Here is a 26,353-nt window from a genome sequence, read left to right as displayed (position 1 = left end):
GGGTGAGCCGGGCCTACTCCCCGGGCCGCAGCACCGCCTGCACCAGGTGCGGACCCGGCTCGTGCAGCGCCGTGCGCAGCTGCTCGGCCAGCTCCTCCGCGGTCTCGGCCCGGGTGGCCGGCACGCCCATCCCGGTGGCCAGCGCGACGAAGTCCAGCGCGGGGCCGCCCAGGTCGAGCAGCTGCCCGGCCCGCTCCCCGCCGCCGGCGGCCCCGACCCGCGCCAACTCCCCCTGGAGGATCGCGTAGGACGCGTTGTCGTAGAGGACGACGGTGACGTCGAGCTGCTCGCGGGCCATCGTCCACAGCGCCTGCAGCGTGTACATCGCGCTGCCGTCGGCCTGGAGGACGACGACCGGCCGGTCGGGGCAGGCCACCGCCGCGCCGACCGCCATCGGCAGGCCGTCGCCGATCGCGCCGCCGGTCAGGGCCAGCCAGTCGTGCTGCGGTGCGCCGGCGGTCTGCTCGACGACGCCGATCCCGGAGGTGATCGCCTCGTCGACCACGATCGCCCGCTCGGGCAGCAGCGCGCCGACCACCGCCGAGATCCCCCGCGGCGTGAGGCGCCCGGTCGGCAGCTCCGGGCGGGAGGCCTCGCGCAGCTCCGGCTCGGCGCCGGCGGCCACCTTCGCGGCCAGCTCCTCGAGCGCCGCGACGCCGTCCTCACCGGGCGCGGACAGCACGTGCACGGTGCAGTCCTCGGGCACCGGGGTGCCCGGCGTGCCGGGGTAGGCGAAGAAGTGCACCGGCGAGGTCGCCCCGGCCAGCACCAGGTGCCGGGTGCCGGCCAGCGCCTTGATCGCCACCTCCGGCGGGTAGGGCAGCTTGCCGACGGCGGGCAGCCCTGCGCCGCGCACCATCCGCGCCGGGAACGTCTCGGCCATCAGCCGGACGCCGGTGCCGGCGGCCACCCGCGCCGCGGCCACGAGCCCCGCCTCCGAGGCGACGACGTCGTCGCCGAGCAGCAGCACGGTCGGCTCGCCGGAGCGCACCGCCGCGGCGACGTCCTCGACCACGTCCGGCGCCACCCGCGGCCGCGGCCGCACCCGCCGGGGGGCTGCCACCTCGGCGCCCTCGGACCAGGACACGTCGGCCGGCAGCACCAGCGTGGTGACCTGCCCCCGCGCGGCGGCCGCGACGGCGTCCGCGGCGTCGGCGGCGAGGTCCTCGGGGGCCAGCGACCGGCGCACCCAGCCGGACACCGTGCCGGCCAGCGCGTCGATGTCGGACTCCAGCGGCGCGTCCAGCCGCTTGTGCGAGCGGCCGTGGTCGCCGACGACGTTGACCACCGGCGTCCGGCCGCGCCGGGCGTTGTGCAGGTTGGCCAGGCCGTTGCCCATGCCCGGGCCCAGGTGCAGCAGCGTGGCGGCGGGCCGGCCGGCCATCCGCGCGAAGCCGTCGGCGGCGCCGGTGGCCACGCCCTCGAACAGGGTGAGGACGCCGCGCATCTCGGGGACGTCGTCGAGGGCGGCGACGAAGTGCATCTCGGACGTGCCGGGGTTGGCGAAGCAGACGTCGACCCCGGCGTCGACGAGCGTGCGGATCAGTGCCTGGGCGCCGTTCACCGGGAGACGTGCACCTCGTTCACCTCGTAGTGGGCCATGGTCACGCCTCCGCTGGCGAAGTTGCGGAGGTCGGCGGCGCCGGCCCTGCCCGCCTCGGAGGCGAACGCGGCCCCCATCGCCTGCTCGGAGTCGAAGTCGAGGTGGGCGACCAGGTACGGCGCGGGCTGGCGCGGGTCGAGCGCCTGCGGGCTGCCGGTGGTGAACCGGACCAGGCCGGGCATCTGCACGGTCAGCGGGACGTGCGTGTCGCGGTAGTGGGCGTCGAACGCCGCCGGGTCCTCCGGCTGCCCGTAGCTGACCACCAGCCTGTGCACCATCTGCCGCTCCTCCGCGCTCCTCCCCGGGCACCGTTGCCGGGGGCTCCCCCACCCTGGCACACGGGCCCGGGCGCGCGACCTCAGAAGGTGATCACCAGCCGGCCGCGGACGCCGCCGGCGGCCAGCACCCGGTGCGCCTCGGGCGCCTCCTCCGGCGCGAAGGTGCGGGCCACCCGCAGCGTCGCCGCACCCGACTCCACCTGCTCGCGCAGCCGGTCGAGCGCGGCGCCGTTCTCGGCGTAGCGGCGCACCATCGTGGGCAGCACCTCGACCCGGCCGGTCCCGTCGCCGCGGTAGCCGCGCACGGTGGCCACCTTCCCGCCGTCGCGGACCGCGGGCAGCACCAGCGCGTCCTGCACCGAGCCGTCGGCCAGCCCGTCGACGCCGTCGGGGAACTCCGCGCGGATCCGCCCGGCGACGTCGTCGCCCCGCCGCACGACGACGTCGGCGCCGAGGTCGCGCACCAGCTGCTCGTCGGCCTCGGAGGCGTCGGCGACGACGGTGTGCCCGTCGGCCTTCGCGAGCTGGACGACGTAGCCGCCGAAGGCACCGGCCGCGCCGGTCACCGCGACCACCGAGCCGGGCGGCAGGGCCATCTGGTCCAGCGCCAGCCGGGCGGTGAGCGCGTTCATCGGCAGGGTGCAGGCGGCGACGGCGTCGGCGCCCGCGGGCACCCGGGCCACCGATCCGGCGGGCAGCACGAGGTCCTCGCGGTAGCCGCCGTGCGCGCCGGTGGGGACGACGATCGCCATGACCGCGTCGCCGGCGGCCACCCGGTCGACGCCCTCGCCAACCTCGACGACCTCGCCGGCGGCGTCCATGCCGGGCACCCACGGCGGGGTCTTCACCGGGTCGCGGCCGGCGTAGGCGCCCTCGCGCAGGTGGGTGTCGGTCGGGCTCACCGCCGCGGCCCGCACCCGCAGCCGCACCTGCCCCGGCCCGAGGGGCTCGTCGGGCACGTCGACGACGGTGAGGGCCTCGGGCCCGCCGAACTCGGTCACTCCCACGGCTCGCACGCGACCGAATGTAGTGACCTGCCACTCACAGTCGATCTCCAGCGCCCGCACCGGAGCACCCCAGGAGCGGGCCGGACCGTCCTCCCCATGCCACCGCTCCTGCTCGGCGCGCACGACCGCGCCGGTGCCGCCGGCCGCGGGCGCCCCGTCCTCGACGTGGTCGTCCCGGTGCACGACGAGGAGACCGACCTCGAGCCGTGCCTGCGCCGCCTGCACGCCCACCTCACCGAGTCCCTGCCCTACCCGTTCCGCATCACGGTCGCGGAGAACGCCAGCACCGACCGCACCCTGGAGGTCGCGCACCGGGTCGCCGCCGAGCTGCCCGGGGTGACGGTCCTGCAGATCCCCGAGCCCGGCCGCGGCGGGGCGCTGCGCACCGCCTGGCTGGGGTCGGACGCGCCGGTCCTCGTCTACACGGACGTCGACCTCTCCACCGACCTCAACGCCCTGCTGCCCCTGGTCGCCCCGCTGATCAGCGGCCACTCCGACCTCGCCGTCGGCACCCGGCTCTCCCGCTCCTCGCGGGTGGTGCGCGGCCTCAAGCGCGAGGTCGTCTCCCGCGGCTACAACCTGCTGCTGCGCCGCACGCTGGCCACCTCGCTGTCCGACGCCCAGTGCGGCTTCAAGGCCATCCGGGCCGACGTCGCCGCGCGGCTGCTGCCGCTGGTCGAGGACACCGGCTGGTTCTTCGACACCGAGCTGCTGGTGCTCGCCGAGCGTGCCGGGCTGCGCATCCACGAGGTGCCCGTCGACTGGGTCGACGACCCCGACAGCCGCGTCGACATCGTGAGGACGGCGCGCGCCGACGTCGCCGGCATCGTGCGGATGCTGCGCGCGCTGGCCACCGGGCGGCTGCCGCTGGCGCAGCTGCGCGCCACCATCGGCCGGCAGCCGCTGCCCGACCCGCTGCCCGGTGTCTCGTCGTCACTGGCCGGCCAGCTCGTCCGCTTCGCCGTCGTCGGCGTGCTGTCGACGCTGGCGTACCTGCTGCTGTTCGTCCTGCTGCGCGGCGTCGTGGCCGCCCAGCCGGCGAACCTGCTCGCCCTGCTGGTGACCGCGGTGGCCAACACCGCGGCCAACCGGCGGGTCACCTTCGGCATCCGCGGCGGTCCGGGCGCCGGCCGCCACCAGCTGCAGGGCCTGGTCGTGTTCGGCCTCGCCCTGGCGCTGACCAGCGGGGCGCTGGGCCTGCTGCACCTCGCCGACCCCACCCCGGCCCGCGGCCTCGAGCTCACCGTGCTCGTCGGCGCCAACGCCGTCGCCACGCTGCTGCGCTTCGTGCTGCTGCGCGGCTGGGTCTTCCGCACCTCCCCCACCCCTGCCCGGCCGGCTCCCGAGGCCGTGACCGCCCCCGAGACGGAGACCGCCCGATGACCGCCACCGCGACGCCCCCGGCGGCGCCCGCCGCGCCCGGGGCCGCACTCCCCGCCCCGGCCCGGTCCGGGCGGGCCGCGCGCCTGCTGCGGGGCCGCCCCGCCGACCCGCGCTGGGTCCGCCCCGCGCTGCTCGGGCTGCTCGCCGCCACCGGCGTGCTGTACCTGTGGGACCTCTCGGCGTCGGGCTGGGCCAACGCCTTCTACGCCGCGGCCGCGCAGGCGGGCTCGCAGAGCTGGGAGGCGTTCTTCTACGGCTCCTCCGACGCCGCCAACTCGATCACCGTGGACAAGCCGCCGGCCTCGCTGTGGGTGATGGCGCTGTCGGTGCGGCTGTTCGGGCTGGACTCGTGGTCGCTGCTGGTGCCGCAGGCGCTCATGGGCGTGGCCACCGTCGGGCTGCTGTACCTGGCGGTGCGCCGGGTGAGCGGCCCGGGCGCCGGGCTGGTCGCCGGCGCGGCGCTCGCGCTCACCCCCGTCGCGGCGCTGATGTTCCGCTTCGACAACCCCGACGCGCTGCTCGTGCTGCTGATGACCGCGGCCGCGTACGTGCTCACCCGGTCGCTGGAGCGGGCCTCCACCCGCGGCCTCGTCGGCGTCGGCGTGCTCGTCGGCTTCGCGTTCCTCACCAAGACGCTGCAGGCGGTGCTGGTGGTCCCCGGCTTCGCGCTCGTGTGGCTGGTGGCCGCGCCCACGACGCTGCGCCGCCGGGTCCTGCAGCTGCTCGGCGCCGGCGCCGCGATGGTCGTGGCGGGCGGCTGGTGGGTCGCCGTCGTGGAGCTGGTGCCGGAGTCCTGGCGGCCCTACGTCGGCGGCTCCCAGACGAACTCCGTCTGGGAGCTGATCTGGGGCTACAACGGCCTGGGCCGGCTCACCGGCGAGGAGACCGGCAGCGTCGGCGGCGGCGCCGGCGGCGGCTGGGGCGAGACCGGCCTGACCCGGCTGTTCGACTCCGAGATCGGCGGTCAGATCGCCTGGCTGCTGCCCGCGGCGCTGGCGCTGCTGGTCGCCGGGCTGGTCGCCGTCGGCCGGGCACCGCGCACCGACCCGCGCCGCGCCGCGCTGCTCACCTGGGGCACCTGGCTGGGCGTCACCGGGCTGACCTTCAGCCTGATGGCCGGCATCTTCCACGCGTACTACACGGTGGCGCTGGCCCCGGCGGTCGCCGCGCTGGTCGCGACCGGCGGCGCGCTGCTGTGGCAGCGGCGCGGCCGGGCGTGGGCGCGGCTGGTGCTCGCGGGAACGCTCGCCGGCACCGTGCTGTGGGCGTGGGTGCTGCTGGGCCGCTCGGCGGAGTTCCTCCCCTGGCTGCGGTGGGTCGTGCTGGTCGCCGGCCTGGCCGCCGCGGTCGCCCTGCTCGCCGTCGGCCGGCTCGGCCGCGCCGTGGCCGCCGCCGTCCTCGCCGTCGGCCTGCTGGCCGGCGTCGCGGGGCCCGCCGCGTACGCGGTGCAGACCGCGGGCACCGCGCACACCGGGTCGATCCCGAGCGCCGGCCCGACGGTCACCGGCGCCGGCTTCGGCGGCCCGGGCGGGGACGGCGGCCGGGGCGGGTTCCCCGGCGGCCGGCCGCCGGCGGGCGGACCCGCGGCCGGCACGCTCCCCGCTCCCGGCGGCACCACCACCCCCGGCAACGTCACCCGCGGTGCGGGCGGCGGCACGGGCGGCCTGCTGGGCACGGCCGACGTCGGCGAGGAGATGGTCGCCGCGCTGACCGAGGACGCCGCCGGCTACACCTGGGCGGCGGCCACGGTCGGCTCCAACAGCGCCGCCGGCTACCAGCTGGCCACCGGGCTGCCCGTCATGGCGATCGGCGGGTTCAACGGCAGCGACCCCTCGCCCACCCTCGAGCAGTTCCAGCAGTACGTCGCCGACGGCGAGATCCACTGGTTCATCGGCGGCGGGACGGGGATGGTCAGCGACGGCGGCAGCTCGGCGTCGGCGGAGATCGCGGCCTGGGTGGCGGAGAACTACACCGCCCGGACCGTCGACGGCGTGACCGTCTACGACCTGAGCCGGCCGGCGAGCTGAGTCCCGCCCGCTCGTGCTCCGGACACCGGTGTGTGCAGAGCACGAGCGAGCCGGAGACGACGAGCGGCCCGGGACCCGTGCCGGTCCCGGGCCGCTCGCGTGCGGTCCGTCAGCGCTTGAGGCCGTACTCCTTGAGCAGGCCGCGGCTGATGATCGTCTTCTGGATCTCGCTGGTGCCCTCGCCGATGAGCAGGAACGGCGCCTCGCGCATGAGCCGCTCGATCTCGTACTCCTTCGAGTAGCCGTAGCCGCCGTGGATGCGGAAGGACTGCGTGGTCACCTCGGCGCAGTACTCGCTGGCGATCAGCTTGGCCATGCCGGCCTCGACGTCGTTGCGCTTGCCGGCGTCCTTGAGCCGGGCGGCGTTGACCATCATCAGGTGCGCGGCCTCGACCTTGGTGGCCATCTCGGCGAGCTGGAACGCGATCGCCTGGTGCTGCACGATCGGCTTGCCGAAGGTCTCCCGCTGCTGGGCGTACTCCACGGCCAGCTCGAACGCGCGGATGGAGATGCCGCAGGCGCGGGCGGCGACGTTCACCCGGCCGACCTCGACGCCGTCCATCATCTGCGCGAAGCCCCGGCCGGGCTCCCCGCCCAGGATCATGTCCGCGCCGATGCGGTAGCCGTCGAACACCAGCTCGGTGGTGTCGACGCCCTTGTAGCCCATCTTGTCGATCTTGCCGGGGATGGTCAGGCCCGGGGCCACGGTGCCGAAGCCGGCCGGCTTCTCGACCAGGAACGTCGTCAGGTTCTGGTGCGGCTTGTCCGCCCCCAGGTCGGTGCGCACCAGCGCCGCCACCAGCGTCGAGGAGCCGCCGTTGGTCAGCCACATCTTCTGGCCGTCGATGACGTACTCGTCGCCGTCCCTGACGGCCTTGGTGCGGATGCCGGCGACGTCGGAGCCCAGGCCCGGCTCGGACATCGAGAAGGCGCCGCGGACCTCGCCGGTGGCCATGCGCGGGAGGAAGTGGTCCTTCTGCTCCTGTGTGCCGTGCTGGCGGATCATGTAGGCGACGATGAAGTGGGTGTTGATGACGCCGGAGACGCTCATCCAGCCACGGGCGATCTCCTCGACCACCAGCGCGTAGGTCAGCAGCGACTCCCCCAGGCCGCCGTACTCCTCGGGGATCATCAGCCCGAAGATGCCGAGCTCCTTGAGCCCGTCGACGATCTCCTGCGGGTACTCGTCGGCGTGCTCGAGCTCCTGCGCGTGCGGGATGATCTCCTTGTCCACGAAGCTCCTGACCGTCGACAGGATCTCCTGCTGGATGTCGGTCAGGTCGGCGGTCTGCGCCAGTCGGGCCACGCTCACTCCTCCGGGACTCCGGTGTCCGTTTGCTACCGGGGAGTATGGGCGACCTCCCCGCACCGGTCGCCGTGTCCCCGGTCACTCGGGCCCGGTCGCCCCGGGAACGACGACGGCCCGCCCGGGAGTCCCGGACGGGCCGCCTGTGGGTCGGGGTGGATCAGGCGTCGGGCGGGGTGAAGGACGACGTCCGGGACATCCCCGCGGCGCGGCCCTTGCCCGCGATGACCAGCGCCATCTTGCGGCTGGCCTCGTCGATCATCTCGTCGCCGAGCATCGCCGAGCCCTTCTTGCCGCCGGCCTCGGACGTGTACCAGTCGTAGGCGTCGAGGATGAGCTCGGCGTGGTCGTAGTCCTCCTGCGACGGCGCGTAGATCTCGTTGGCGGCGTCGATCTGGCCGGGGTGCAGCACCCACTTGCCGTCGAAGCCGAGCACGGCCGAGCGCTTGGCGACCTCGCGGAAGGCGTCGACGTCGCGGACCTGCAGGAAGGGGCCGTCGATGGCCTGCACGCCGCGGGCGCGGGCGGCCATGAGGATCTGCATGAGGATGTAGTGGAACGGGTCGCCCGGGTAGTCGGGGTGCAGGGCGCCCACCACCAGCGACTTCATGTTGATGCTGGCCATGAAGTCGGCCGGGCCGAAGATGATCGTCTCGATCCGCGGGCTGGCGAACGCGATGTCGTTGACGTTGATCAGGCCCTGCGCGGTCTCGATCTGCGCCTCGATGCCGATCCGCCCGACCTCCAGGCCGTTGGCCTTCTCGATCTGGGTCAGCAGGAAGTCCAGCGCCGCGACCTGGGAGGCGTCGACGACCTTCGGCAGCATGATGCAGTCGAGGTTCGCGCCGGCGCCCTCGACCACCTCGATGACGTCGCGGTAGGTCCACTCCGTCGTCCAGTCGTTGACCCGGACCGTGCGGATCTTCTCGCCCCAGCCGCCCTCGTTGAGCGCCGCGACGATGTTCTTGCGGGCACCCGGCTTGGCCAGCGGCGCGCAGGCGTCCTCGAGGTCCAGGAACACCTGGTCGGCCGGCAGGCCCTTGGCCTTCTCCAGGAAGCGCGGGTTGCTGCCCGGCACGGCGAGGTTGGAACGACGGGATCGGAGCTCGGCCACGGTGCCTCCGCTGGTGATCGGGATCTTCGGCTACCGGAGGGTAACGACGGTCAGGTGACCGGCTCGACCGGCACCTGCGGCCGGCCGGCGCGGACCACCAGCGCCACTCCCGCGACCACGGCAACCATCCCCGGCAGCGCGAGCAGCGGCGGGGTCTGGCCGAGCAGCACCAGCGCGACCAGCAGCGCGCCGGGCACCTCGAGCAGCACCGCCAGCCCGACGACGGTGGGCCCCACGGTGGACAGCACCAGGTTGAGCAGCGTGTGCCCGAGGATCTGCGCGCACACGGTGATCGCCAGGATCAGCCACCAGTCGCGGGCGGGGAACCCGGCGAGCGGGGTGGTGGTGACCAGCGCGGCGACGGCCAGCACGGCCGCGCAGGTGGAGTAGCAGACGACCGAGTACGCCGACGTCGCCAGGCGGGCGCGGGCGCGGGCCCCGGCGAGCATGTAGCCGCCGGCGCAGATCGCCCCGAGCAGCGCCAGCCCGTCCCCGGCCAGCGCCTCGAGGCTGACCGCCACGTCGACCCCGGCGATCAGCGCGGCGCCGACGACGGCCAGCGCGAGCCCGGTCCACACCTGCGCGGGCAGCCGGACGCCGGACACCCGCGCGGCCAGCGCGGTCCAGATCGGCGTGGTGGTGACCAGCGCCGTCGACGCGGCGACCGTGGTCATCGACAGGCTGGGCAGCCACGCGGCGAAGTGCGCGGCGAGGAACAGCCCGGCCACGACAGAACTGCCCAGGTCCCGCGGCCGCAGCCCGGTGAGGGTGGCGCGCTCGCGGCCCAGCAGCACCGGCACCAGCAGCGCGGCACCGGCGGCGTTGCGCCAGAACGCCAGCGCCAGGAACGAGGCGCCGACCAGCGCGGTCAGCGGGCCGGAGAAGGAGACCCCGACGACGGCGACCGCCATGAGCGCGACGTCGCGGGAGCCGGGCCGGTGGACCGCCCACGGGGAGACGGCCGCCGTCGAGCCGGCGCTCACGGCACGCGGATGCGCCCGGAGGCCACCGGCACCACCGCTCCGGACACCGTGGCCGCCGTCGCCCGGCCGCCGTCGGCGGTGACCGTGCACGACAGCACCGACGGCCGGCCCATCGCCTCGCCCTGCCGCACCGTGTACGACGACGTCCCGTCCGGGGCGACCAGTCCGGTGGCGACCAGCCAGACGCCGGCGCCCAGCGCCGCCGAGCCGGTGGCCGGGTCCTCGCCCCAGCGCAGGTCGTTCGCGAACACGCGGGCGTACGCGGTGGAGCCGTTCCACGACAGCACCGAGACGCCCTCCCCCACCCCGAAGGCGGCCAGCGCGGCGGGGTCGGGGGCGGCGCGGTCGACGACGTCCGGGTGCACGGCGAGGAAGGCGAAGGGCAGGCCGCAGCCGGCGACGTGCGCGGGCAGCCCGACGACGTCGGCCGCCGACAGTCCCAGCGCCGCGGCCAGCGCCGCCGGGTCGGGGCCGTCCTCCAGCGTCGGCCGCCCGCCGGTGAGCGTCGCCCCGTCGCCGGTCACCTCGATCGGCAGGACGCCGGCGCCGCACTCCTGGTGCAGCGTGCCCGCGGCCAGCCGGCCGGTGCGCACCAGCGTGTGCGCGGCACCGACGCTCGGGTGCCCGGCGAAGGGCAGCTCGGCGAAGGGGGTGAAGATCCGCACCCGGTAGGAGGCGCCCGGCTCGGTCGGCGCGCAGAGGAACGAGGTCTCCGACAGCGCGAACTCGTTGGCCAGCGCCTGGCACTGCCCGGTGGTCAGCGCGTCGGCGTCGAACACGACCGCGAGCGGGTTGCCCGCGAACGCCCGGGGGGCGAACACGTCGACGACCTCGTACTCGACGGACGCCGATCCGACGGACACAGGGCTCGCCACGACCCCGACGGTAGCCTCACCGAGTGTGAGCACGGTGACCAGGGCGTACGTCTCGCGGCTCGCCGGCCTGCCCGTCTTCGACCCCAACGGGGACCGGGTCGGGCGGCTGCGCGACGTCGTCGTGGCGCTGCGCGTGGACACCGCCTCCCCGCGGGTGCTGGGGCTGGTCGTGGAGGTCGTGGCCCGCCGCCGCATCTTCGTGCCGATGGGCCGGGTGACCAGCATCGACCCGGGCGCGGTGGTGCTCGCCTCGGGCACGCTCAACCTCAAGCGCTTCGAGCAGCGGCGTGGCGAGACGCTGGTCCTCGGCGAGCTGCTGGACCGGACCGTGACCGTCCGCGAGTCGGGCCGGCGGGCCACCGTCGTCGACGCCGGGATCGAGCAGACCCGCACCGGCGAGTGGCAGGTCACCCGCCTGGCCGTGCAGGAGCCCGGCCGGCTCGGCCGCCGCGGGCAGCTGCACCAGCTGGCGTGGGACGAGGTCGCCGGGCTCGCGCTGCCGGAGAGCGGGCAGGGCGCCGAGACGCTGATCGCCACCTACCGCGAGCTCAACGCCGCCGACCTCGCGCACGCCCTGCAGGACCTGCCGATCAAGCGGCGGCACGAGGTCGCCGAGGCCCTCGACGACGAGCGGCTGGCCGACGTCCTCGGCGAGCTGCCCGAGGCCGAGCAGGTCGTCATCCTCGGCACGCTGGACGAGTCCCGGGCCGCCGACGTGCTCGAGGTCATGGACCCCGACGACGCCGCCGACGTGCTCGCCGAGCTGTCCAACGTCGACCGCAACCGGTTGCTCGAGCTGATGGAGCCCGACGAGGCCGAGCCGGTGCGCCAGCTGCTGCAGTACTCCGAGGACACCGCCGGCGGGATCATGACCAGCGAGCCGGTGATCCTCGCGCCGGACGCGACCATCGCCGAGGCGCTGGCCCGGGTCCGCGAGCCCGAGCTCACGCCCGCGCTGGCCAGCCAGGTGTACGTCTGCCGGCCGCCGTCGGCCACCCCGACCGGGCGCTACCTGGGCCTGGCGCACATCCAGCGGCTGCTGCGCGAGCCGCCGTCCGGCCTGGTGAGCGGGGTGCTCGACGACCTGGACCCGCTGCGCCCGGAGGCGCCGCTGGCCGAGGTCACCCGGTACTTCGCCACCTACAACCTGGTGGCCGCGCCGGTGGTCGACGAGCAGGGCCGGCTGGTGGGCGCGGTGAGCGTCGACGACGTCCTCGACCACCTGCTGCCGGAGGACTGGCGCGAGCGGGCCCGCCGTGGCTGACGGCCGCCGGCTCGACGTCCCCCGCGGCTCGTCCCGCGGGATCACCGGCTACCTGCGGCTGGACCCCGACGCGATCGGCCGGTTCGCCGAGGGGATCGCCCGCTTCCTCGGCACGGGGCGCTTCCTCGCCGTCCAGACGGTGATCGTGGTGCTCTGGATCGCCCTCAACGTCTTCGCCGTCCGGCTGCGCTGGGACCCCTACCCGTTCATCCTGCTCAACCTGGCCTTCTCCACCCAGGCCGCCTACGCCGCGCCGCTGATCCTGCTGGCGCAGAACCGGCAGGCCGACCGCGACCGCGTGCAGGCCGAGGAGGACCGCGCCCGCGCCGCGCAGACCCGCGCGGACACCGAGTACCTGGCCCGCGAGCTCGCCGCGCTGCGGGTGGCCATCGGCGAGCTGGCCACCCGCGACTTCATCCGCGGCGAGCTGGGCCGCCTCGCCGAGAACCGCTCGCCCGAGGAGCGGGAGAAGAAGCCCAAGAAGAAGCAGAAGGACCCCGTCCAGCCGGCGCTCGCGGACCCGACGGCGTAGCGCACCGGGCCGCCCGGGCTGTCGTCCCCCCGCGGCACACTGCCGGGCATGCGCGCGCACGCAGTGGTGGCCTCGCCCATCGGGCCGCTGACCGTCGTCGCCGACGACGGCGTGCTCGTCCGGCTGTACCTCTCACCACCGGACCCGCAGGCCGATCTGGGCGCTCGGGACGACGCCGCGCTCGCGGACGTGGCTAGCCAGCTCGGCGAGTACCTCGCCGGCGAGCGGGAGGCGTTCGACCTGCCGCTGCGCCCGCGCGGCAGCGACTTCGAGCTGGCCGTCTGGGAGCAGCTCACCCGCATCCCCTACGGCCGGACGACCACCTACGGGGCGGTGGCGAGAGCCGTCGGCGAGCCGGGCGGCGCGCAGGCCGTCGGCCTGGCGTGCGGGAGGAACCCGCTGGCGATCGTCGTCCCGTGCCACCGGGTGGTAGGCGCCGACGGCAGCCTGGTCGGCTTCGGCGGCGGGCTGTCCCGTAAGCGCTTCCTGCTCGACCTGGAGCAGCGGGACGCCCGGCTGTTCTGAGCCTGCGCCGGAGGGCCCGGCGGCCGGGGGCTCAGCCCAGCACCGCGCGCAGCACGTGCAGCCCGGCGGCGGCCGCCGCCGTGGCCGGGACGACCAGCGCGAGGGCCCAGGCCCGCGTGCCCCGGCAGCGCGGCAGCACGGCGGTGAGCAGCACCGCGGCGACGACGTCGGCGGCCGCCTGCACGGGGCGCGGGTCCGTCCCGCCCGGCCACAGCGCGGGCGCGTCCCCACCGGCCAGCGCGATCCCCGCGATCCCCGCCACCAGCGCCCCGGGCAGCGGCCCGTCCGCGCGGGTGCCCAGCCACGCGGCGGCCGCGGTCGCCGGGACGGCGGTGGCGGACAGGACCAGCCAGGCGGCGAGGAGCCCCGGCGTCCAGGCGAACCCGAGCACGACCGCGGCCCAGGTGTAGTAGGCGACCGTCATGGCGGCGAAGAACGCGGCCGCGCGGACCGCGGCAGCCCAGGCCGACGGCGCCCAGCGGCCGAGCGCGGCGACGGCCAGCACCCACGCGGCCGGCTGGCTGCCCAGCGCGGCGGCCCAGGCGACCCCCGACTCGTCGGCGGCCTTGGCGGCGACCCCGGCCAGCAGCCCCAGCAGCGCGGCCCGCAGCGGCGTCACGCGGTCAGGACGTGCACCAGCGCACCGGTGGCGCCGGCCAGCACGAGCACCACGATGAACGGCGCGCGCAGCGCGAGGGCGACCGCCGCGACCGCGACCCCGGCCAGCCGGCCGTCGACCACGAGGGCCTGTCCGGAGGTCAGCGCCTGCACCGCGACCAGGGCGGCCAGCAGCGCCGCGGGCACGAAGGTGACCAGCCGGGTCACCCACGGCCGCTCGACCCAGGCCGCGGGCACCGACAGCCCGGCCAGCTTCAGCAGGTAGCAGCCCAGCGACCCGACGACGACCACCGTCCACAGCGTCCCGCTGCTCACGCCGCCTCCTCCCGCGGCCGGCCGGCCAGCACCACCGCGACGACGGCGGCCACCACCTGCACGCCCGGCGGCACGAACGGGGTCAGCGCCAGCGCCACGGCCGCGCCGCCCAGCGCCACCCGGCGGGCGACGGCCGGCTCCTCGGCGCCGGCGCGCAGCCGCGGCCACAGCAGCGCCAGGAAGGCGGCCGGGACGACGGCGTCCAGCGCCGCCTCGGCGGTCTCCCCCAGCGCCCCGGCACCGAGCGCGCCGGCCAGGGTGGTGGCGTTCCACACCGTGAAGATCGACGCCCCGCCGGCGAGGAAGGCCAGCCGGGACAGGTCGCGGTCGGGGGCGGCCACGGCCAGCGCCGTCGTCTCGTCGATCACCCAGTGCGCCAGGCCCAGCCTGCGCAGCAGCCCGCGCGGGGCCAGCAGCGGCGCCAGGCGGACGCCGTAGACGGTGTTGCGGGTGCACAGCAGCAGCGCGCTGCCGATCGCGGCCGCGCCCCCGCCGCCGGCTCCGAGGACGCCGACCAGCGCGAACTGCGAGGCGCCGGTGAACATGAGCAGCGACATGGTCAGCGCCTGCCAGGGGTCCAGGCCGGCGGCGTCGGCGGCCGCGCCGAAGGCGACGCCGTAGAGGCCGACGGCCACCCCGAGCCCGATCGCGTCGCGGAGGACGGCGGCACGCGCGGGAGCGGACACGTCGCCGCAGCCTACGGCCCGGCTGCGTACGGTCGGGCGCGTGACCCGAGCCGCGGGCGACCGCCGGGTGGTGCTGCGCGACGACCGGGGGCCGCGGGGCACCTGGTCCGAGTGGGCCACGCTGTCCGGCGCCGGCCTGCGCGTCGAGGGCCAGAGCCTGAGCGGGGACGACGAGTACGAGTTCGCCGTCGACGTCGCCCCCGGGCAGGTCCCCGCCCTGCTCGCCGCCCTCGGTGCGCCCGCGGCCGCCGACGTCCTCGACGCGCTCGTCGCGTACTCGCGGGGTGGCGGCCGCGGGTTGACCCGGCTCCTGCGGGACGCCGGCGTGGAGCACCGCCGCTGGAACCGCGTGGGCGGCTGACCGCCCGGTACGGCGCCGGCCGGGTGCGCAGCACATCACCTCCGCAGCCGGCGGCACCGGGTGCCCGCCGCCGTACAGTGGCAGGTGGACCGGAGTGCAGGTCGCCGACGTGTGGTGCCGCGGACCGGGTCCCCCGTCGAAGGAGACACATCCCCCCATGTCCGACACGCTGACCGGCTCGCCGGCGCTCGACGCCGTCAACGCCGCTCTGGCCACCGTCCAGGACCCGGAGATCAACCGTCCGCTGACCGACCTCGGGATGGTCAAGGACGTGCAGATCGGCGTCGGCGGCGACCCGGGCGCCGTGCGCGTCGAGGTCTACCTCACCGTGGCCGGCTGCCCGATGCGCGAGACGATCACCAACCGGGTGACCGCCGCCGTCTCCGCCGTCCCCGGCGTGACGTCGGTGCAGGTCGGCCTGGACGTGATGAGCGACGAGCAGCGCGCCGAGCTGCGCCGCACCGTCCGCGGCACCGACGCGGCCGACCCCGTCATCCCCTTCGCCCAGCCCGGCTCGCTGACCCGCGTCTACGCGGTCGCCTCCGGCAAGGGCGGCGTCGGCAAGTCCAGCGTCACGGTCAACCTCGCCGCGGCGCTGGCCAAGCGGGGCCTGTCGGTCGGCGTCGTGGACGCCGACATCTACGGCCACTCGGTGCCGCGCATGCTGGGCGTCGACGACAAGCCGACCCAGGTCGACAACATGATCATGCCGCCGCAGTCGATGGGCGTGAAGGTCATCTCGATCGGCATGTTCACCCCGGGCAACACCCCGGTCGTGTGGCGCGGCCCGATGCTGCACCGCGCGCTGCAGCAGTTCCTCGCCGACGTGTGGTGGGGCGACCTCGACGTCCTGCTGCTCGACCTGCCCCCCGGCACCGGCGACGTCGCGATCTCCATCGCCCAGCTGCTGCCCAACGCCGAGATCCTCGTGGTGACCACGCCGCAGCAGGCCGCCGCCGAGGTGGCCGAGCGGGCCGGCGCGATCGCCACCCAGACCCACCAGCAGGTCGTCGGCGTCATCGAGAACATGTCGTGGCTCGAGCTGCCCGACGGCTCCCGCATGGAGGTCTTCGGCTCCGGCGGCGGCCAGGCGGTCTCCGACGCGCTCACCCGGCTGCTCGGCGCCACCGTGCCGCTGCTCGGCCATGTCCCGCTCGACACCCGGCTGCGGGAGGCCGGGGACGCCGGTGCGCCGATCGTGCTCGCCGACCCCGAGACCCCGGCCGCCAAGGCGCTGACGAAGGTCGCCGACTCCCTCGCCGTCCGCCAGCGCGGGCTGTCGGGCATGTCGCTGGGGCTCACCCCCGTCCGCCGCTAGGACCCACTCGGACCGAGGCCCGGCCCCCGCGGGGGGCGGGCCTCGGCGCGTCTCAGCCGCGCGGCGGCTCGTGCGGGCGCCCTCGAGCCCGTGGGAGCCGCCGGTCCCGGAGACGAGCACGACGCCGTCCCACAGCCGGCCCGCCTCCTCGCCGACGGGCACGCGGGAGAGCACGGGACCGAACCAGGCCGACGGCGTCCCGGACCCCGTGGCCACGATCGGGGTGCCGACGTGCGGGCCCACCGGCTCGACGCCCAGCCGGTGGGCCCGCACCAGGTCGTCGTGGGCGGACGTGTGCGCGGCCCCGGCCAGAGGGCCTCCGGCAGGTCGACCGCGCGCAGCAAGGTCCCGCGTGTCCGGCCACTCGCCGCGCCCGTGCACGGCCTCGCCGTGGGCCCGGTGGAGCGCGACCATCGGCGCGGGTCACCCCGCGGAGCCTGCCGCGACCGCCGCCGCGGCGGGACCCGCTAGGTCGCGTCGACGTCGAACGGCGGCGGGGCGCTCCGGTCGTGCTCGACGACGGCCGGGCGCGTCGCGGGCTTCACCAGGCTCGCCGCGGTCGCACCCGCGGCAGCGGCGGCGCCGCGGCGCACCGGCGGGGCGTCGTCGTCCTCGAACAGCTGGGCGCGGATGAACGTCTTCGGGTGGTACTTGCGCAGGTCCAGGTCACGCAGGCCGGCGAGGTCCTCGCCGAGGGACTCGTCGACCTGGGCGCGCACCCCGGTGATCGCCTGCTTGACCTTCTTCAGCCCGGCCCCGGCGTCCCGCGCCAGGGTCGGCAGTCGCTCGGGCCCGAAGATGAACAGCGCGGCCAGCGCCAGGACGACGATCTCGCCCCAGCCGATCGAGTCGAACACGCGCCGCTCCCTCCTCCGCGGGTCCCAGGGTATTCGGTGCCCGGGCCGGGTCAGGCCTCGGCGAGGGTGGCCTGGACCGTCGTCGACGACCCGTTGCGGACCAGCTCGATGGTCACCACGTCCCCGGGGTCGTGGGCGTCGACGGCGACGACGAGCTCCTCGGAGCTGCCCACGGCCTGGTCGTCGACGGCGATGACGACGTCCTGCTCGCGGATCCCGGCCTGGGCCGCGGGGCTGCCCGGCTCCACGTTGAGGACCAGCGCGCCGTCGCGGGTGCCGTCGGTGACCGACCGGGTGTTCACCCCGAGGGTCGCGTGCACCGCGCTGCCGGTGGCGATCAGCTGCTCGGCGACGTCGCGGGCGGTGTCGATGGGGATGGCGAAGCCCAGGCCGACGCTGCCGCCGCCCAGCGAGGCGATCGCGGTGTTGATGCCGATGACCGCGCCGGTGGCGTCGACCAGCGCGCCGCCGGAGTTGCCCGGGTTGATCGGCGCGTCGGTCTGCACCGCGCTGATCACGGCGTTGGTGTCGCTGCCCTCCCCCGCCAGCCGCACCGGCCGGTCGAGGGCGGAGACGATGCCGCTGGTGACCGTGCCGGCCAGGCCCAGCGGCGAGCCGATCGCCACCACCGGGTCGCCGACCACGACGTCGTCGGAGTTGCCCAGCGAGGCGGTGACCAGCCCCGGCCTCTCCACCTTGACGACGGCGATGTCGCTCGCCGGGTCGCGGCCGACGATGCGCGCGGCCGAGCCGCTGCCGTCGCTGAACACCGCCCGGATCTCCGCGCCGTCCACGCCGTCGGCGCCGGAGATGACGTGGTTGTTGGTGACGATGTAGCCGCCCTCGCCGTCGATGACGACGCCGGAGCCGGTCGCGCCGGCGTCGCCGATGCGCACCTCGATCGACACGACCGCCGGCGTCACCCGGCCGGCGATGTCCGACACCGACCCCGGCTCGCGGCTGATGCCCTCGTCGGTCTCCGACAGGGTGGTGCCCGGCGCCAGCAGCGGGGTCTCGCTGGCCTCGCGGGTCAGCAGGTAGCCCACGCCGCCGCCGAGCGCGCCGGCGAGCAGCACGGCGAGGACGACCAGGAACGCCACCCGCACCGACAGGTCGCGCAGCCGCAGCTTCTTCCGGCCCTTCCGGTCGACAACGACCGGGCCCTCCTGCTCGGACTCCTCCTCGAACACCGCCGGGCCGGTGAGGCCGGCCGGGGCGTGCGGGTCGCGCCAGGGGTCGCTCTTCGCGTCCGGCTTCCACCACGGCCCGGCCGAGGTGCGGCGGCGCCCGGGGCGGCCGCCGGGCGGCTCCTGCAGCCCGGCCTGCCCGGCCGGGGCGCGGAAGGCGCGCAGCACGGCCTCCGGCGGCGGCGGGGCCACCGGCCGCGGCGGCGGGGTCGGGCGGTCGCCGGCGAAGCTGCCCGGGACGGCCGGCGGGCGGCCGAACGCGGCGGCCTGGGCGGGACTCGCGGGCGGCTGCGCCGGCACCGCGGCGGGGCGTGGCCGCTCCGGCGGAGCGAAGGAGCCGGTCGCCCCGGCGGGACGGGCGAAGACCACGTCGTCGCCCCCCGTGCCGGCGGCGACCGGCGGGCGGACGACCGCCTCCACCGTGCGCTCGCCGTCGCGGGGGGCGCCGCCGGGAGCGGGCTCCGAGGGACCGGTCTCGCGGGCGTCGTCGGGTGCGGTCACGGGTTCAGGGTCCTCCCGGACCTGGCGGCGGACGTGGACTACGGGTGCCGGCGCGACGGTACCCGCCCGCGGGCGCGGGGGTCCGGGGTCAGGCCCCCGGAGTCACGGCCCCGGGATCAGGGCCCGGTCGTCACGGCGTGGCGCCCGGCGCGGCCGACGGGCCGCTCAGCGTGCGGACCACCGGCGGCACGACCTCGGTGCGCTCGTCGGGCGAGGAGGGGCCGGCCACCGACGACGGCGTCCGGGTCGCCCGCTCCCCCGGGTCCGGCAGGTTGAGCGCCAGGACGGCGACGCCGAGGCCCAGCCCGGCCAGCGTGCCGGCGACGCTGCGGCGCAGCCACCGCGCGTGGTGCGGCGACGCGGGACGGGCCGGCGGGTCGTCGAGCGACACGGTCCAGCGGCCGGAGGACCCGGTGACGGTCAGCTCCCCCGCCGACGCGGTGACGGTGCCGAGCCCGCCGCCGCCGGGGACGTCGGCGGTGAACGGGATGGCGCACAGCCGGGAGAGCAGGTCGCCGGGGACGGCGACGTCGGCGGCGGCGTGCAGCGCGTCCTTAGCCTCGCGCTGGGCCTGCACGAGCATCCGGCACTCGGAGCAGCCGGCCAGGTGCCGGGCGGCGCGCGCGGCCGGGCCGCTGGCCAGCTCGCCGTCGACCAGCGCGGCGATCGCCTCCTGCGCCAGGTGGCTCTCCGGCAGGCTCATGCGGGAGCCCCCGGGGCCGGGACGCTGCGCGGGGCGAGGTGCGCGAGGGCCTGGCGCAGCTGCACGCGGCCGCGGTGGATGCGGCTGCGCACGGTGCCGAGCTTGATGCCGAGGGTCGCCGCGATCTCCTCGTAGGTCAGGCCCTCGATGTCGCAGAGGACGACGGCCACGCGGAACTCTGGCGGCAGCGCGTCCAGCGCCGCCTGCACCTGCGGGTCGAGGTGGGTGTCGGCGTAGACCTGCTCGGGGCTCGGCGCGGTGCCGGGCAGCCGCTCGGTGTCCTCGGGCAGCGCGTCGAACCGGATCCGCTGGCGGCGGCGGACCATGTCGAGGAACAGGTTCGTGGTGATGCGGTGCAGCCAGCCCTCGAAGGTGCCCGGTGAGAAGTCGGCCAGCGAGCGGAAGACCCGGACGAACGTCTCCTGGGTGAGGTCCTCGGCGTCCTGGGCGTTGCCCGACAGGCGGTAGGCCAGCCGGTAGACGCGCGCCGAGTGGTCCCGCACGACCTGCTCCCAGGTCGGCGCCACCCACACCTCGCCGGCGCCGGACGCGGCCGACTGCTGGTCGGCGGCAGGGGGGACGGCGGCCTCGGGCACGTCCTCAGTATCGCGGACGCGCACGCTGCCGACCTCCCCCGCGGGATGGACGGGGACGGCGGCACGCTCGGGTGTCACGTCCGGACCAACGGCCCTGACGCCATTCCGTGTTCCCGTCGTCAGTTCTTGCCAGGTTCCTCACAGGAACGCCTCCCGGAACGCGGGCCGCGGTCCCCTTACCCTCGGCCGGTGATGAGCGCCGAGGAACCGTCGCGCGCCGGCGGGACCGGCGCTGCCGCCTGGTCCGACCGCTACGCCGCCGAGGACCCCGTCGTGGCCGCGGCGCGCGCCCGGGCCGTGGCGCTCGGCGGCCCGCCCCCGCCGGGCCCGGCCGCCGGCGCCACCCTCGCCGTGCTGGCGGCGGGTGCCGGCGCCCGCGCGGTCGTGTCGATCGGCAGCGGCGGCGGGGTGGTCGGCCTGTGGCTGCTGCGCGGCATGCGGCCCGACGGCGTCCTCACCGCCCTGGACGCCGACCCCGAGCAGCTGCGCGGCGCGCGGCGGGCGTTCGCCGAGGCCGGCGTGCCGCAGTCCCGGACCCGGCTGATCTTCGGCACCCCGGCCGAGGTGCTGCCCCGCCTGTCCCCCGGCGCCTACGACCTGGTGGTCTGCGCCGGCCCGCCGACCGAGTACGCCCCGCACCTGGCCGCGCTGCTCGGGCTGGTGCGCACCGGCGGGACGCTGGCCTGCCACGGCCTGCTCAAGGGGGACCGCATCGGCGACCGCGCCGCCCGCGACCCCGACACCGTCGCCTGGCGCGACCTCGCCCACAACGTCCGCGAGGACGAGGGGCTGACCTCCGCCGTCCTGCCGATCGGCGCGGGCCTGCTGGTGGCGACCCGCCGGCCCTAGGGGAAGGACCGCCCTGCCCCCCCACCGCTCGCACGCTCGCGGCGGGCCCCTGCAGGGAGGCCGGTCAGCGGAAGAGGCGCTCCACGAGCGGCTCCCACGGGCCGCCGAGGTAGCGCCACAGCCCCAGCCCGCGGGCGGGCACCTCCCCGGGGACGAACTCCGCGGCCAGCCGGTCGCGCAGCGCCCGGGCGACGGCGGGCTCCACCTTGTTCTGCACGGTGACGTGCGCCGACAGCCGCTGGCGGTCCTGCCGGGTGAGCCAGGGGTCGAACTCCGCGGCCAGCCCCGCGTGCAGGGCCGACAGCTCCGGCGCCGCCAGCCGGTAGGCGACCCCGCGGCCGAGCAGCTGCAGCCCGGTCACCGCGACGGCGAACGGCGGCCGGGCGGCGGCCGCGGCCAGGGCGGCGTCGACGTCGTCGCGCCGGTCGCCCGGGAGGGCGTGGAACAGCGTGACGTGCGCGGCCAGGTGGTTGCGGTCGGCCGGGAAGTGCTCGGCGCGCAGCCGGTCGAACCGCGCCTGCGCCTCCGCCCCCAGCAGCAGCGTGACGACCAGTGGGGAGGTGCTGGAACCGCCCTCGTGCAGGGGCCCGACCCGAGCGGAGCGAGGGGTGGGGGGCACGAGGGTCCTTCGTCAGACGATCGCCCGGGCGCCCTTGCCGAGGACGGTCACGCCGCCGGCACTCACGTGGTAGCGCTCGCGGTCGGCGTCGGAGTCCACCCCGATCCGCGCCCAGGCCGGGACGACGACGTTCTTGTCGAGGATCGCCCGCCGGACGTAGGCGCCCTCGCCGATCTGGACGCCGTCCATGAGCACGCTGTCCTCGACCCGCGCGCCGCGCTCGACCCGCACGCCGGGCGAGACGACCGAGCTGTGCACCGACCCGCCGCCGATGATCGCGCCGGCGCTGACCATCGACTCCTCGGCCCGCCCGCCGAGCACGAACTTCGCCGGCGGCTGCTGCGGGGGCAGGGTGAGGATCGGCCAGCGGTCGTTGTAGAGGTTGAAGACCGGGGTGACCGACACCAGGTCCATGTGGGCGTCGAAGTAGGAGTCGATCGTCCCGACGTCGCGCCAGTAGCCGTGGTCGCGCTCGGTGGCCCCGGGGACGATGTTGGTGGAGAAGTCGTAGACGTACGCGTCCCCGGTCTCGGCGAGCATCGGCATGATCGAGCCGCCCATGTCGTGCGCCGAGTCGGCGTCCTCGGCGTCCGCGCGCAGCGCCTCGAGCAGCGCGTCGGTGGTGAAGACGTAGTTGCCCATGGAGGCGAAGGACTCCTCCGGGCTGTCGGGCAGGCCCGGCGGGTCGGCCGGCTTCTCGAGGAAGCCGCGGACCTTGCCGTCGGCGCCGGCGTCGATGACGCCGAACCCGGTGGCCTCGCGCCGCGGCACGCGCAGCCCCGCGATGGTGACCCCCGCGCCGGTCCTCACGTGCTGGTCGATCATCTGCGCCGGGTCCATGCGGTAGACGTGGTCGGCGCCGAACACCACGACGACGTCGGGGCGCGCGTCGTAGATGAGGTTGAGGCTCTGGAAGATCGCGTCGGCGCTGCCGGTGTACCAGCGCGGCCCGAGCCGCTGCTGCGCCGGCACCGGGGTGATGAAGTTGCCGAGCATCTGCGACAGCCGCCACGTCGTGGTGATGTGCCGGTCGAGGCTGTGGCTCTTGTACTGGGTGAGGACGGCGATCTGCCGGATGTCGGCGTTCACCAGGTTGGACAGCACGAAGTCGATGAGCCGGTAGTTGCCGCCGAACGGCACCGCCGGCTTGGCGCGGTCCTGGGTCAGGGGCGCGAGCCGCTTGCCCTCGCCGCCGGCCAGGACGATGCCGAGAACTCGAGGACCGCCACGCATGGAGGGAACCTAGCCGCTCCACGCGTCCGCCGTCGCCCCGCCTCCGCACTCCCCGCCCCCTAGGGTGACCGCCGTGCGGATCGGCATCGTCACCCGTGAGTGGCCCCCAGACGTCTACGGCGGGGCCGGCGTGCACGTCGAGCACCTCGTCGCGGCCCTGCGCTCGCTGCCCGCGGGCCCGGACCTGGAGGTGCACGCGTTCGGCGGCCCCCGGACCGACGCCCGCGGCTGGGCGGTGCCGCCGGGCCTGGCCGAGGCCAACGGCGCGCTGCAGGCGCTGGGCACCGACGTCGAGATCGCCGCGGCCCTGGCCGGGGTGGACCTCGTGCACAGCCACACCTGGTACGCCAACGGCGCCGGGCTGCTCGCCGGGCTCGTGCACGGGGTGCCGCACGTGGTGACCGCGCACTCGCTGGAGCCGCGGCGGCCGTGGAAGGCCGACCAGCTCGGCGGCGGCTACCGGCTGTCGTCGTGGGTGGAGCGCACCGCCTACCTCGCCGCGGACGCCGTCATCGCGGTGAGCCACGGCATGCGCGCCGACGTCCTCGACGCCTATCCCGACCTCGACCCGGCCCGGGTGCACGTCGTCGGCAACGGCGTGGACGCCGAGGCCTACCGGCCCACCCCCGCGCCCGACGTCGTCCGCTCGCTCGGGGTCGACCCCGACCGGCCCTACGCGCTGTTCGTCGGCCGGATCACCCGGCAGAAGGGCGTCGTCCACCTGCTGCGGGCGGCCGAGCAGCTGCCGGCCGACGCCGGCCTGGTGCTGTGCGCCGGCGCCGCCGACACCCCGGCCGAGCGGCAGCAGGTCGCCGACGCCGTTGCCGAGCTGCAGGCCCGCCGGCCGGGCGTCGTCTGGATCGAGGCGATGCTGCCGCGCGAGCAGCTGGTGCCGCTGATCACCGGGGCGACGGTGTTCGTCGTCCCCTCGGTCTACGAGCCGCTGGGCATCGTCAACCTTGAGGCCGCCGCCTGCGGCACGGCCGTGGTCGCCAGCGCCGTCGGCGGGATCCCCGAGGTCGTGGCCGACGGCGTCACCGGGCTGCTGGTCCCCTACGACCCCGACGACGTCGCCGCCTTCGAGGCCGGGCTGGCCGCGCGCATCGCCGAGCTGCTCGCCGACCCGACCCGGGCCGCGGCGATGGGCGCCGCGGGCCGGGAGCGCGTGCTGTCGGAGTTCGGCTGGCCGGCGATCGCCCAGCAGACGGTCGGCGTCTACCGGGCCGTCCTCGACGCCCGGGGATGATCCCCGCGACCCGCTCCCCGCGCCCGCCGCGGGCCGGGATGCGATCCTGACCCCTCGTGGCCACCGATCCGCGCCCGTCCGACCGGGACCCCGTCCGGGCGCTCGTCCGTGCGTCGCACCACCTGTCCGCCGACGACCTCGGCGCCGTGGTCGCGGAGCAGGCGCGGCGGCTGGGCGTCCTGGGGGCGGTCGTCTACCTCGCCGACTACGCCCAGCACGTCCTGCTGCCGCTGGGCGGCGAGGGCGTGCCCCTCCGGCACGAGGTGACCATCGACGGGTCGGTGGCCGGGCGCGCGTTCCGGCGGGTCGAGCCGGTCCCCGCGCCGGCCGGCGACGGCCCGGCCAGCCTGTGGGTGCCGCTGCTCGACGGCGCCGAGCGGATCGGCGTGGTCGAGTACGTGCTCGACGGCGACCCCACGCCGGAGCTCGCGGACGACGCGCGGTCCTTCGCCTCGCTGGTCGCCGAGCTGGTCGTCACGCGCGACGCCTACAGCGACCTGTTCGCCCGGCTGCGGCGGCGGCGGGAGCTCACGCTGGCCGCGGAGATCCAGTGGGAGCTCCTGCCGCCGCTGACCTACGCCAGCGACCGCGTCGTCATCACCGGCGCGCTCGAGCCCAGCTACGAGATCGGCGGGGACACCTTCGACTACGCGGTCAACGGCGCGCTGGTGGACCTGGCCGTGCTCGACGCCGTCGGCCACGGCCTGCCCGCCGCCCTCCTGGCCACCGCGGCCGTCGGTGCCTACCGGCACGCCCGGCGCACGGGCCTCGACCTCCCGGCGATCGCGGCCGCGATGGACGCCGTCGTCGCCGGCCAGTTCGCCGGCAGCCGGTTCGCCACCGCGGCCGTCGCCCGGCTCGACCTCGACACCGGACTGGTGACCTGGGTGAACTGCGGGCACCCCGACCCGATCGTCGTGCGCGACGGCGCCCTGATCCGGCCGCCGGCCTGCCCGCCGGCGCGCCCGCTGGGGCTGCTGGCGGCGGCGCCCGCGGTGTGCCGGATGCAGCTGCGCCCCGGGGACCGCGTCCTGCTCTACACCGACGGGGTCGTCGAGGCGCGCTCGCCCGAGGGCGCGTTCTTCGGCGAGGACCGGCTCGCGGACCTGGTGGTGCGCGCCGAGCTCGCCGGCGACCCGCCGCCGGAGACGATGCGCCGGCTCATGGGCAGCGTCATGCAGCACCAGGACGGCCGGCTGCAGGACGACGCGAGCATCGTCATGGTCGAGTGGCAGACCGGACGCGAGGAGCAGTTGAGGCTGTGAGCACGGCACCGGAGAGCCCCCTGACCGGCGAGGCGGCGGGGCCGGCCGACGTCGTCGTGGGGCTGGTCGCCGCGCCCGGCGCGCCGGTGGAGGTGGCCGACGAGCTGGCCGGCGACCTGGCCGGCGCGCTGCGCGAGCGGCACCCCGACGTCGCGTGGGACGTCCGCGTGGTCGAGGACGGGCTGGTCCAGCCACCGGCCGACGATGCGGAGATCGTCGCCGCGGCGCGCGACCGGCTCCTGTCGGAGGAGTGGGACCTCGCCGTCGTCGTCACCGACCTGCCGCTGGCGGTCGACCGGCGCACCGTCGTCGCGCACGCGAGCCCGGTGCACGGCGTCGCGGTGCTGTCCCTGCCGGCCCTGGGCGCGGTCGGCCGGCGCCGCCGCGCGCTGCAGACGACGGTCGGGCTGGTCCGCACGCTGCTCGGTGACGCCGAGGGCGACGACGACCCGGCCGCGCTGCGCCGCCGGGTGCGCGAGCTGGCCACCGACCCGGCCGACACCGCCGAGGGCATCCGGTTCACCGCCCGGGTGCTGTCGGGCAACCTGCGGCTGCTGGTCGGCATGGTGCGCGCCAACCGGCCGTGGCGGCTGACCATCCGGCTGTCCCGCGCGCTGACGGCGGCGGTCGCGGCCGGCGTCTTCGCCCTGGTGACCGCCGACATCTGGCGGCTGGCCGACCGGTTCGGCTGGCTGCGGCTGTCCACCGTCGGGCTGGGGTCGGTGGTGGCCATCTGCGCGACGCTGGTCGTCGGGGCGGGGCTGTGGGAGCGGGCCCGGTCGCGCCGGGTGCGCAAGCAGGTGGCGCTGTTCAACCTGGCCACCGTCGCGACCGTGGTCATCGGGGTGCTCACCCTCTACGCCGCGCTGTTCACCCTCGCGCTGGTCGGCTCGCTGCTGCTGGTGCCGTCCGCGCTGTTCGCCGAGGGGCTGGGCCACCCGGCCGCGATCGGCGACTACCTGGAGCTGGCGTGGCTGACCAGCTCGCTGGCGACGGTCGGCGGGGCGCTGGGCGCGGGCCTGGAGGACGACGACGCGGTCCGCGAGGCGGCGTACACGCACCGGCCGGACGCGACGGGGTGACCGGGATGGCCGCGGGGGCC

27 protein-coding genes and 1 pseudogene are annotated in these 26,353 nt (G+C 76.3%); 11 read left to right on the top strand and 17 right to left on the bottom strand.

The annotated features are described in order from the left end of the window. Positions 1 to 13: 13 nt before the first annotated feature. From ACI79Z_RS08525 to ACI79Z_RS08515, 3 genes are all read right to left on the bottom strand, one after another. On the bottom strand, positions 14 to 1,564 hold the full coding sequence (locus ACI79Z_RS08525; RefSeq protein ID WP_456902346.1) for an acetolactate synthase large subunit: 1,551 nt from the start codon (positions 1,562 to 1,564) through the stop codon (positions 14 to 16). After that, positions 1,561 to 1,881, bottom strand: coding sequence for an EthD family reductase (locus ACI79Z_RS08520; RefSeq protein WP_387986154.1), 321 nt, complete (start codon positions 1,879 to 1,881; stop codon positions 1,561 to 1,563). Before ACI79Z_RS08520 ends, ACI79Z_RS08525 begins: the two co-directional genes overlap by 4 nt. An 80-nt stretch (positions 1,882 to 1,961) precedes the next feature. Beyond that, on the bottom strand, positions 1,962 to 2,897 hold the full coding sequence (locus ACI79Z_RS08515; RefSeq protein ID WP_456902345.1) for an NADP-dependent oxidoreductase: 936 nt from the start codon (positions 2,895 to 2,897) through the stop codon (positions 1,962 to 1,964). 87 nt (positions 2,898 to 2,984) lie between these two features. Between ACI79Z_RS08515 and ACI79Z_RS08510 the strand changes: the two genes are divergently transcribed. Further along, entirely contained in the window at positions 2,985 to 4,271 is a 1,287-nt protein-coding gene (locus tag ACI79Z_RS08510; RefSeq protein WP_456902344.1) for a glycosyltransferase, read from the top strand. Then, positions 4,268 to 6,298 carry an ArnT family glycosyltransferase gene (locus ACI79Z_RS08505; protein WP_456902343.1) on the top strand — a complete coding sequence of 677 codons (2,031 nt, stop codon included), beginning with the start codon at positions 4,268 to 4,270 and terminating at the stop codon, positions 6,296 to 6,298. The genes ACI79Z_RS08510 and ACI79Z_RS08505 overlap by 4 nt, the downstream gene beginning before the upstream one ends. 109 nt (positions 6,299 to 6,407) lie before the next feature. Here the strand turns inward: ACI79Z_RS08505 and ACI79Z_RS08500 are convergent, their stop codons facing one another. The 4 genes from ACI79Z_RS08500 to ACI79Z_RS08485 all read right to left on the bottom strand — a co-directional run bounded on the left by ACI79Z_RS08500 (position 6,408) and on the right by ACI79Z_RS08485 (position 10,576). Next, positions 6,408 to 7,604: an acyl-CoA dehydrogenase family protein gene (locus ACI79Z_RS08500; RefSeq protein WP_387986161.1), complete on the bottom strand. Its 1,197-nt coding sequence runs from the start codon at positions 7,602 to 7,604 to the stop codon at positions 6,408 to 6,410. Positions 7,605 to 7,764: 160 nt separating this feature from the next. After that, positions 7,765 to 8,718, bottom strand: coding sequence for an HpcH/HpaI aldolase/citrate lyase family protein (locus ACI79Z_RS08495; protein ID WP_387986164.1), 954 nt, complete (start codon positions 8,716 to 8,718; stop codon positions 7,765 to 7,767). A 50-nt stretch (positions 8,719 to 8,768) separates the two neighbouring features. Then, positions 8,769 to 9,701: a DMT family transporter gene (locus ACI79Z_RS08490; RefSeq protein ID WP_387986166.1), complete on the bottom strand. Its 933-nt coding sequence runs from the start codon at positions 9,699 to 9,701 to the stop codon at positions 8,769 to 8,771. Beyond that, positions 9,698 to 10,576, bottom strand: a complete 879-nt coding sequence (locus tag ACI79Z_RS08485; RefSeq protein ID WP_456902342.1) for a PhzF family phenazine biosynthesis protein — start codon at positions 10,574 to 10,576, stop codon at positions 9,698 to 9,700. The genes ACI79Z_RS08490 and ACI79Z_RS08485 overlap by 4 nt, the downstream gene beginning before the upstream one ends. Before the next feature lie 25 nt (positions 10,577 to 10,601). Between ACI79Z_RS08485 and ACI79Z_RS08480 the strand changes: the two genes are divergently transcribed. The 3 genes from ACI79Z_RS08480 to ACI79Z_RS08470 are packed head-to-tail and all read left to right on the top strand — an operon-like array spanning position 10,602 to position 12,897. After that, positions 10,602 to 11,840, top strand: a complete 1,239-nt coding sequence (locus ACI79Z_RS08480) for a magnesium transporter MgtE N-terminal domain-containing protein (RefSeq protein WP_387986171.1) — start codon at positions 10,602 to 10,604, stop codon at positions 11,838 to 11,840. Next, on the top strand, positions 11,833 to 12,372 hold the full coding sequence (locus ACI79Z_RS08475) for a DUF1003 domain-containing protein (RefSeq protein ID WP_456902341.1): 540 nt from the start codon (positions 11,833 to 11,835) through the stop codon (positions 12,370 to 12,372). The genes ACI79Z_RS08480 and ACI79Z_RS08475 overlap by 8 nt, the downstream gene beginning before the upstream one ends. A gap of 48 nt (positions 12,373 to 12,420) precedes the next feature. Beyond that, positions 12,421 to 12,897 carry a methylated-DNA--[protein]-cysteine S-methyltransferase gene (locus tag ACI79Z_RS08470; RefSeq protein ID WP_456902340.1) on the top strand — a complete coding sequence of 159 codons (477 nt, stop codon included), beginning with the start codon at positions 12,421 to 12,423 and terminating at the stop codon, positions 12,895 to 12,897. Between the two features lie 31 nt (positions 12,898 to 12,928). Here ACI79Z_RS08470 and ACI79Z_RS08465 read toward each other — a convergent pair whose 3' ends face one another. The 3 genes from ACI79Z_RS08465 to ACI79Z_RS08455 are packed head-to-tail and all read right to left on the bottom strand — an operon-like array spanning position 12,929 to position 14,516. Continuing rightward, on the bottom strand, positions 12,929 to 13,516 hold the full coding sequence (locus ACI79Z_RS08465; RefSeq protein WP_456902339.1) for a hypothetical protein: 588 nt from the start codon (positions 13,514 to 13,516) through the stop codon (positions 12,929 to 12,931). Then, the gene (locus tag ACI79Z_RS08460; RefSeq protein WP_387986176.1) at positions 13,513 to 13,830 is read right to left on the bottom strand and encodes an AzlD domain-containing protein; all 318 of its coding nucleotides are present in this window, start codon (positions 13,828 to 13,830) and stop codon (positions 13,513 to 13,515) included. Before ACI79Z_RS08460 ends, ACI79Z_RS08465 begins: the two co-directional genes overlap by 4 nt. After that, positions 13,827 to 14,516 (bottom strand): AzlC family ABC transporter permease, encoded by a 690-nt coding sequence (locus tag ACI79Z_RS08455; protein WP_456902338.1) that lies wholly within the window; start codon positions 14,514 to 14,516, stop codon positions 13,827 to 13,829. The genes ACI79Z_RS08460 and ACI79Z_RS08455 overlap by 4 nt, the downstream gene beginning before the upstream one ends. Positions 14,517 to 14,556: 40 nt before the next feature. Between ACI79Z_RS08455 and ACI79Z_RS08450 the strand changes: the two genes are divergently transcribed. Both ACI79Z_RS08450 and ACI79Z_RS08445 read left to right on the top strand, forming a co-directional pair. Continuing rightward, entirely contained in the window at positions 14,557 to 14,877 is a 321-nt protein-coding gene (locus ACI79Z_RS08450; protein ID WP_456902337.1) for a hypothetical protein, read from the top strand. A gap of 157 nt (positions 14,878 to 15,034) precedes the next feature. After that, on the top strand, positions 15,035 to 16,195 hold the full coding sequence (locus ACI79Z_RS08445; protein WP_456902336.1) for an Mrp/NBP35 family ATP-binding protein: 1,161 nt from the start codon (positions 15,035 to 15,037) through the stop codon (positions 16,193 to 16,195). Between the two features lie 108 nt (positions 16,196 to 16,303). On the opposite strand, the pseudogene ACI79Z_RS08440 reads toward ACI79Z_RS08445, so the two are convergent. The 5 genes and pseudogenes from ACI79Z_RS08440 to sigE form a co-directional block, all read right to left on the bottom strand. Beyond that, a pseudogene (locus tag ACI79Z_RS08440) lies at positions 16,304 to 16,609 on the bottom strand (mycothiol-dependent nitroreductase Rv2466c family protein); the annotation flags it as partial. A gap of 53 nt (positions 16,610 to 16,662) precedes the next feature. Beyond that, a complete protein-coding gene (locus tag ACI79Z_RS08435) occupies positions 16,663 to 17,052 on the bottom strand; it encodes a twin-arginine translocase TatA/TatE family subunit (RefSeq protein WP_456902335.1) in 390 nt (129 codons plus the stop codon). A gap of 50 nt (positions 17,053 to 17,102) precedes the next feature. Next, a complete protein-coding gene (locus tag ACI79Z_RS08430; protein WP_456902334.1) occupies positions 17,103 to 18,740 on the bottom strand; it encodes a S1C family serine protease in 1,638 nt (545 codons plus the stop codon). Positions 18,741 to 18,870: 130 nt separating this feature from the next. Next, on the bottom strand, positions 18,871 to 19,443 hold the full coding sequence (locus ACI79Z_RS08425) for a zf-HC2 domain-containing protein (RefSeq protein ID WP_456902333.1): 573 nt from the start codon (positions 19,441 to 19,443) through the stop codon (positions 18,871 to 18,873). After that, positions 19,440 to 20,039 carry an RNA polymerase sigma factor SigE gene (sigE, locus tag ACI79Z_RS08420; RefSeq protein WP_387986193.1) on the bottom strand — a complete coding sequence of 200 codons (600 nt, stop codon included), beginning with the start codon at positions 20,037 to 20,039 and terminating at the stop codon, positions 19,440 to 19,442. Before sigE ends, ACI79Z_RS08425 begins: the two co-directional genes overlap by 4 nt. Positions 20,040 to 20,231: 192 nt before the next feature. On the opposite strand from sigE, the gene ACI79Z_RS08415 reads away from it, so the two are divergent. Continuing rightward, positions 20,232 to 20,888: an O-methyltransferase gene (locus ACI79Z_RS08415; protein ID WP_456902332.1), complete on the top strand. Its 657-nt coding sequence runs from the start codon at positions 20,232 to 20,234 to the stop codon at positions 20,886 to 20,888. A gap of 64 nt (positions 20,889 to 20,952) precedes the next feature. Here ACI79Z_RS08415 and ACI79Z_RS08410 read toward each other — a convergent pair whose 3' ends face one another. Both ACI79Z_RS08410 and glgC read right to left on the bottom strand, forming a co-directional pair. Continuing rightward, the gene (locus ACI79Z_RS08410) at positions 20,953 to 21,507 is read right to left on the bottom strand and encodes a 2'-5' RNA ligase family protein (RefSeq protein WP_456902331.1); all 555 of its coding nucleotides are present in this window, start codon (positions 21,505 to 21,507) and stop codon (positions 20,953 to 20,955) included. 12 nt (positions 21,508 to 21,519) lie between these two features. Then, a complete protein-coding gene (gene glgC, locus ACI79Z_RS08405) occupies positions 21,520 to 22,740 on the bottom strand; it encodes a glucose-1-phosphate adenylyltransferase (protein WP_387986201.1) in 1,221 nt (406 codons plus the stop codon). Positions 22,741 to 22,813: 73 nt separating this feature from the next. Between glgC and glgA the strand changes: the two genes are divergently transcribed. From glgA to ACI79Z_RS08390, 3 genes are read left to right on the top strand one after another with little or no spacing between them, the layout of a single operon-like run. Then, entirely contained in the window at positions 22,814 to 23,986 is a 1,173-nt protein-coding gene (gene glgA / locus ACI79Z_RS08400; RefSeq protein WP_387986204.1) for a glycogen synthase, read from the top strand. A gap of 56 nt (positions 23,987 to 24,042) precedes the next feature. Further along, positions 24,043 to 25,251, top strand: coding sequence for a PP2C family protein-serine/threonine phosphatase (locus ACI79Z_RS08395; protein WP_456902330.1), 1,209 nt, complete (start codon positions 24,043 to 24,045; stop codon positions 25,249 to 25,251). Continuing rightward, entirely contained in the window at positions 25,248 to 26,333 is a 1,086-nt protein-coding gene (locus ACI79Z_RS08390; RefSeq protein WP_456902329.1) for a hypothetical protein, read from the top strand. The genes ACI79Z_RS08395 and ACI79Z_RS08390 overlap by 4 nt, the downstream gene beginning before the upstream one ends. Positions 26,334 to 26,353 lie beyond the last annotated feature (20 nt).

This window comes from Geodermatophilus sp. SYSU D00663, assembly GCF_054050655.1.
The sequence above is the reverse complement of the archived record's forward strand: the minus strand, read 5'-3'. Positions and strand labels throughout refer to the sequence as shown.

Excerpts from the sequence above, each read along its gene's own strand:
- ACI79Z_RS08520 (WP_387986154.1), bottom strand. The coding sequence starts at position 1,881 with ATGGTGCACAGGCTGGTGGTCAGCTACGGGCAGCCGGAGGACCCGGCG.
- ACI79Z_RS08470 (WP_456902340.1), top strand. The coding sequence starts at position 12,421 with ATGCGCGCGCACGCAGTGGTGGCCTCGCCCATCGGGCCGCTGACCGTC.
- glgC (WP_387986201.1), bottom strand. The coding sequence starts at position 22,740 with ATGCGTGGCGGTCCTCGAGTTCTCGGCATCGTCCTGGCCGGCGGCGAG.
- ACI79Z_RS08445 (WP_456902336.1), top strand. The coding sequence starts at position 15,035 with ATGTCCGACACGCTGACCGGCTCGCCGGCGCTCGACGCCGTCAACGCC.
- ACI79Z_RS08425 (WP_456902333.1), bottom strand. The coding sequence starts at position 19,443 with ATGAGCCTGCCGGAGAGCCACCTGGCGCAGGAGGCGATCGCCGCGCTG.
- ACI79Z_RS08415 (WP_456902332.1), top strand. The coding sequence starts at position 20,232 with ATGAGCGCCGAGGAACCGTCGCGCGCCGGCGGGACCGGCGCTGCCGCC.
- ACI79Z_RS08505 (WP_456902343.1), top strand. The coding sequence starts at position 4,268 with ATGACCGCCACCGCGACGCCCCCGGCGGCGCCCGCCGCGCCCGGGGCC.
- ACI79Z_RS08510 (WP_456902344.1), top strand. The coding sequence starts at position 2,985 with ATGCCACCGCTCCTGCTCGGCGCGCACGACCGCGCCGGTGCCGCCGGC.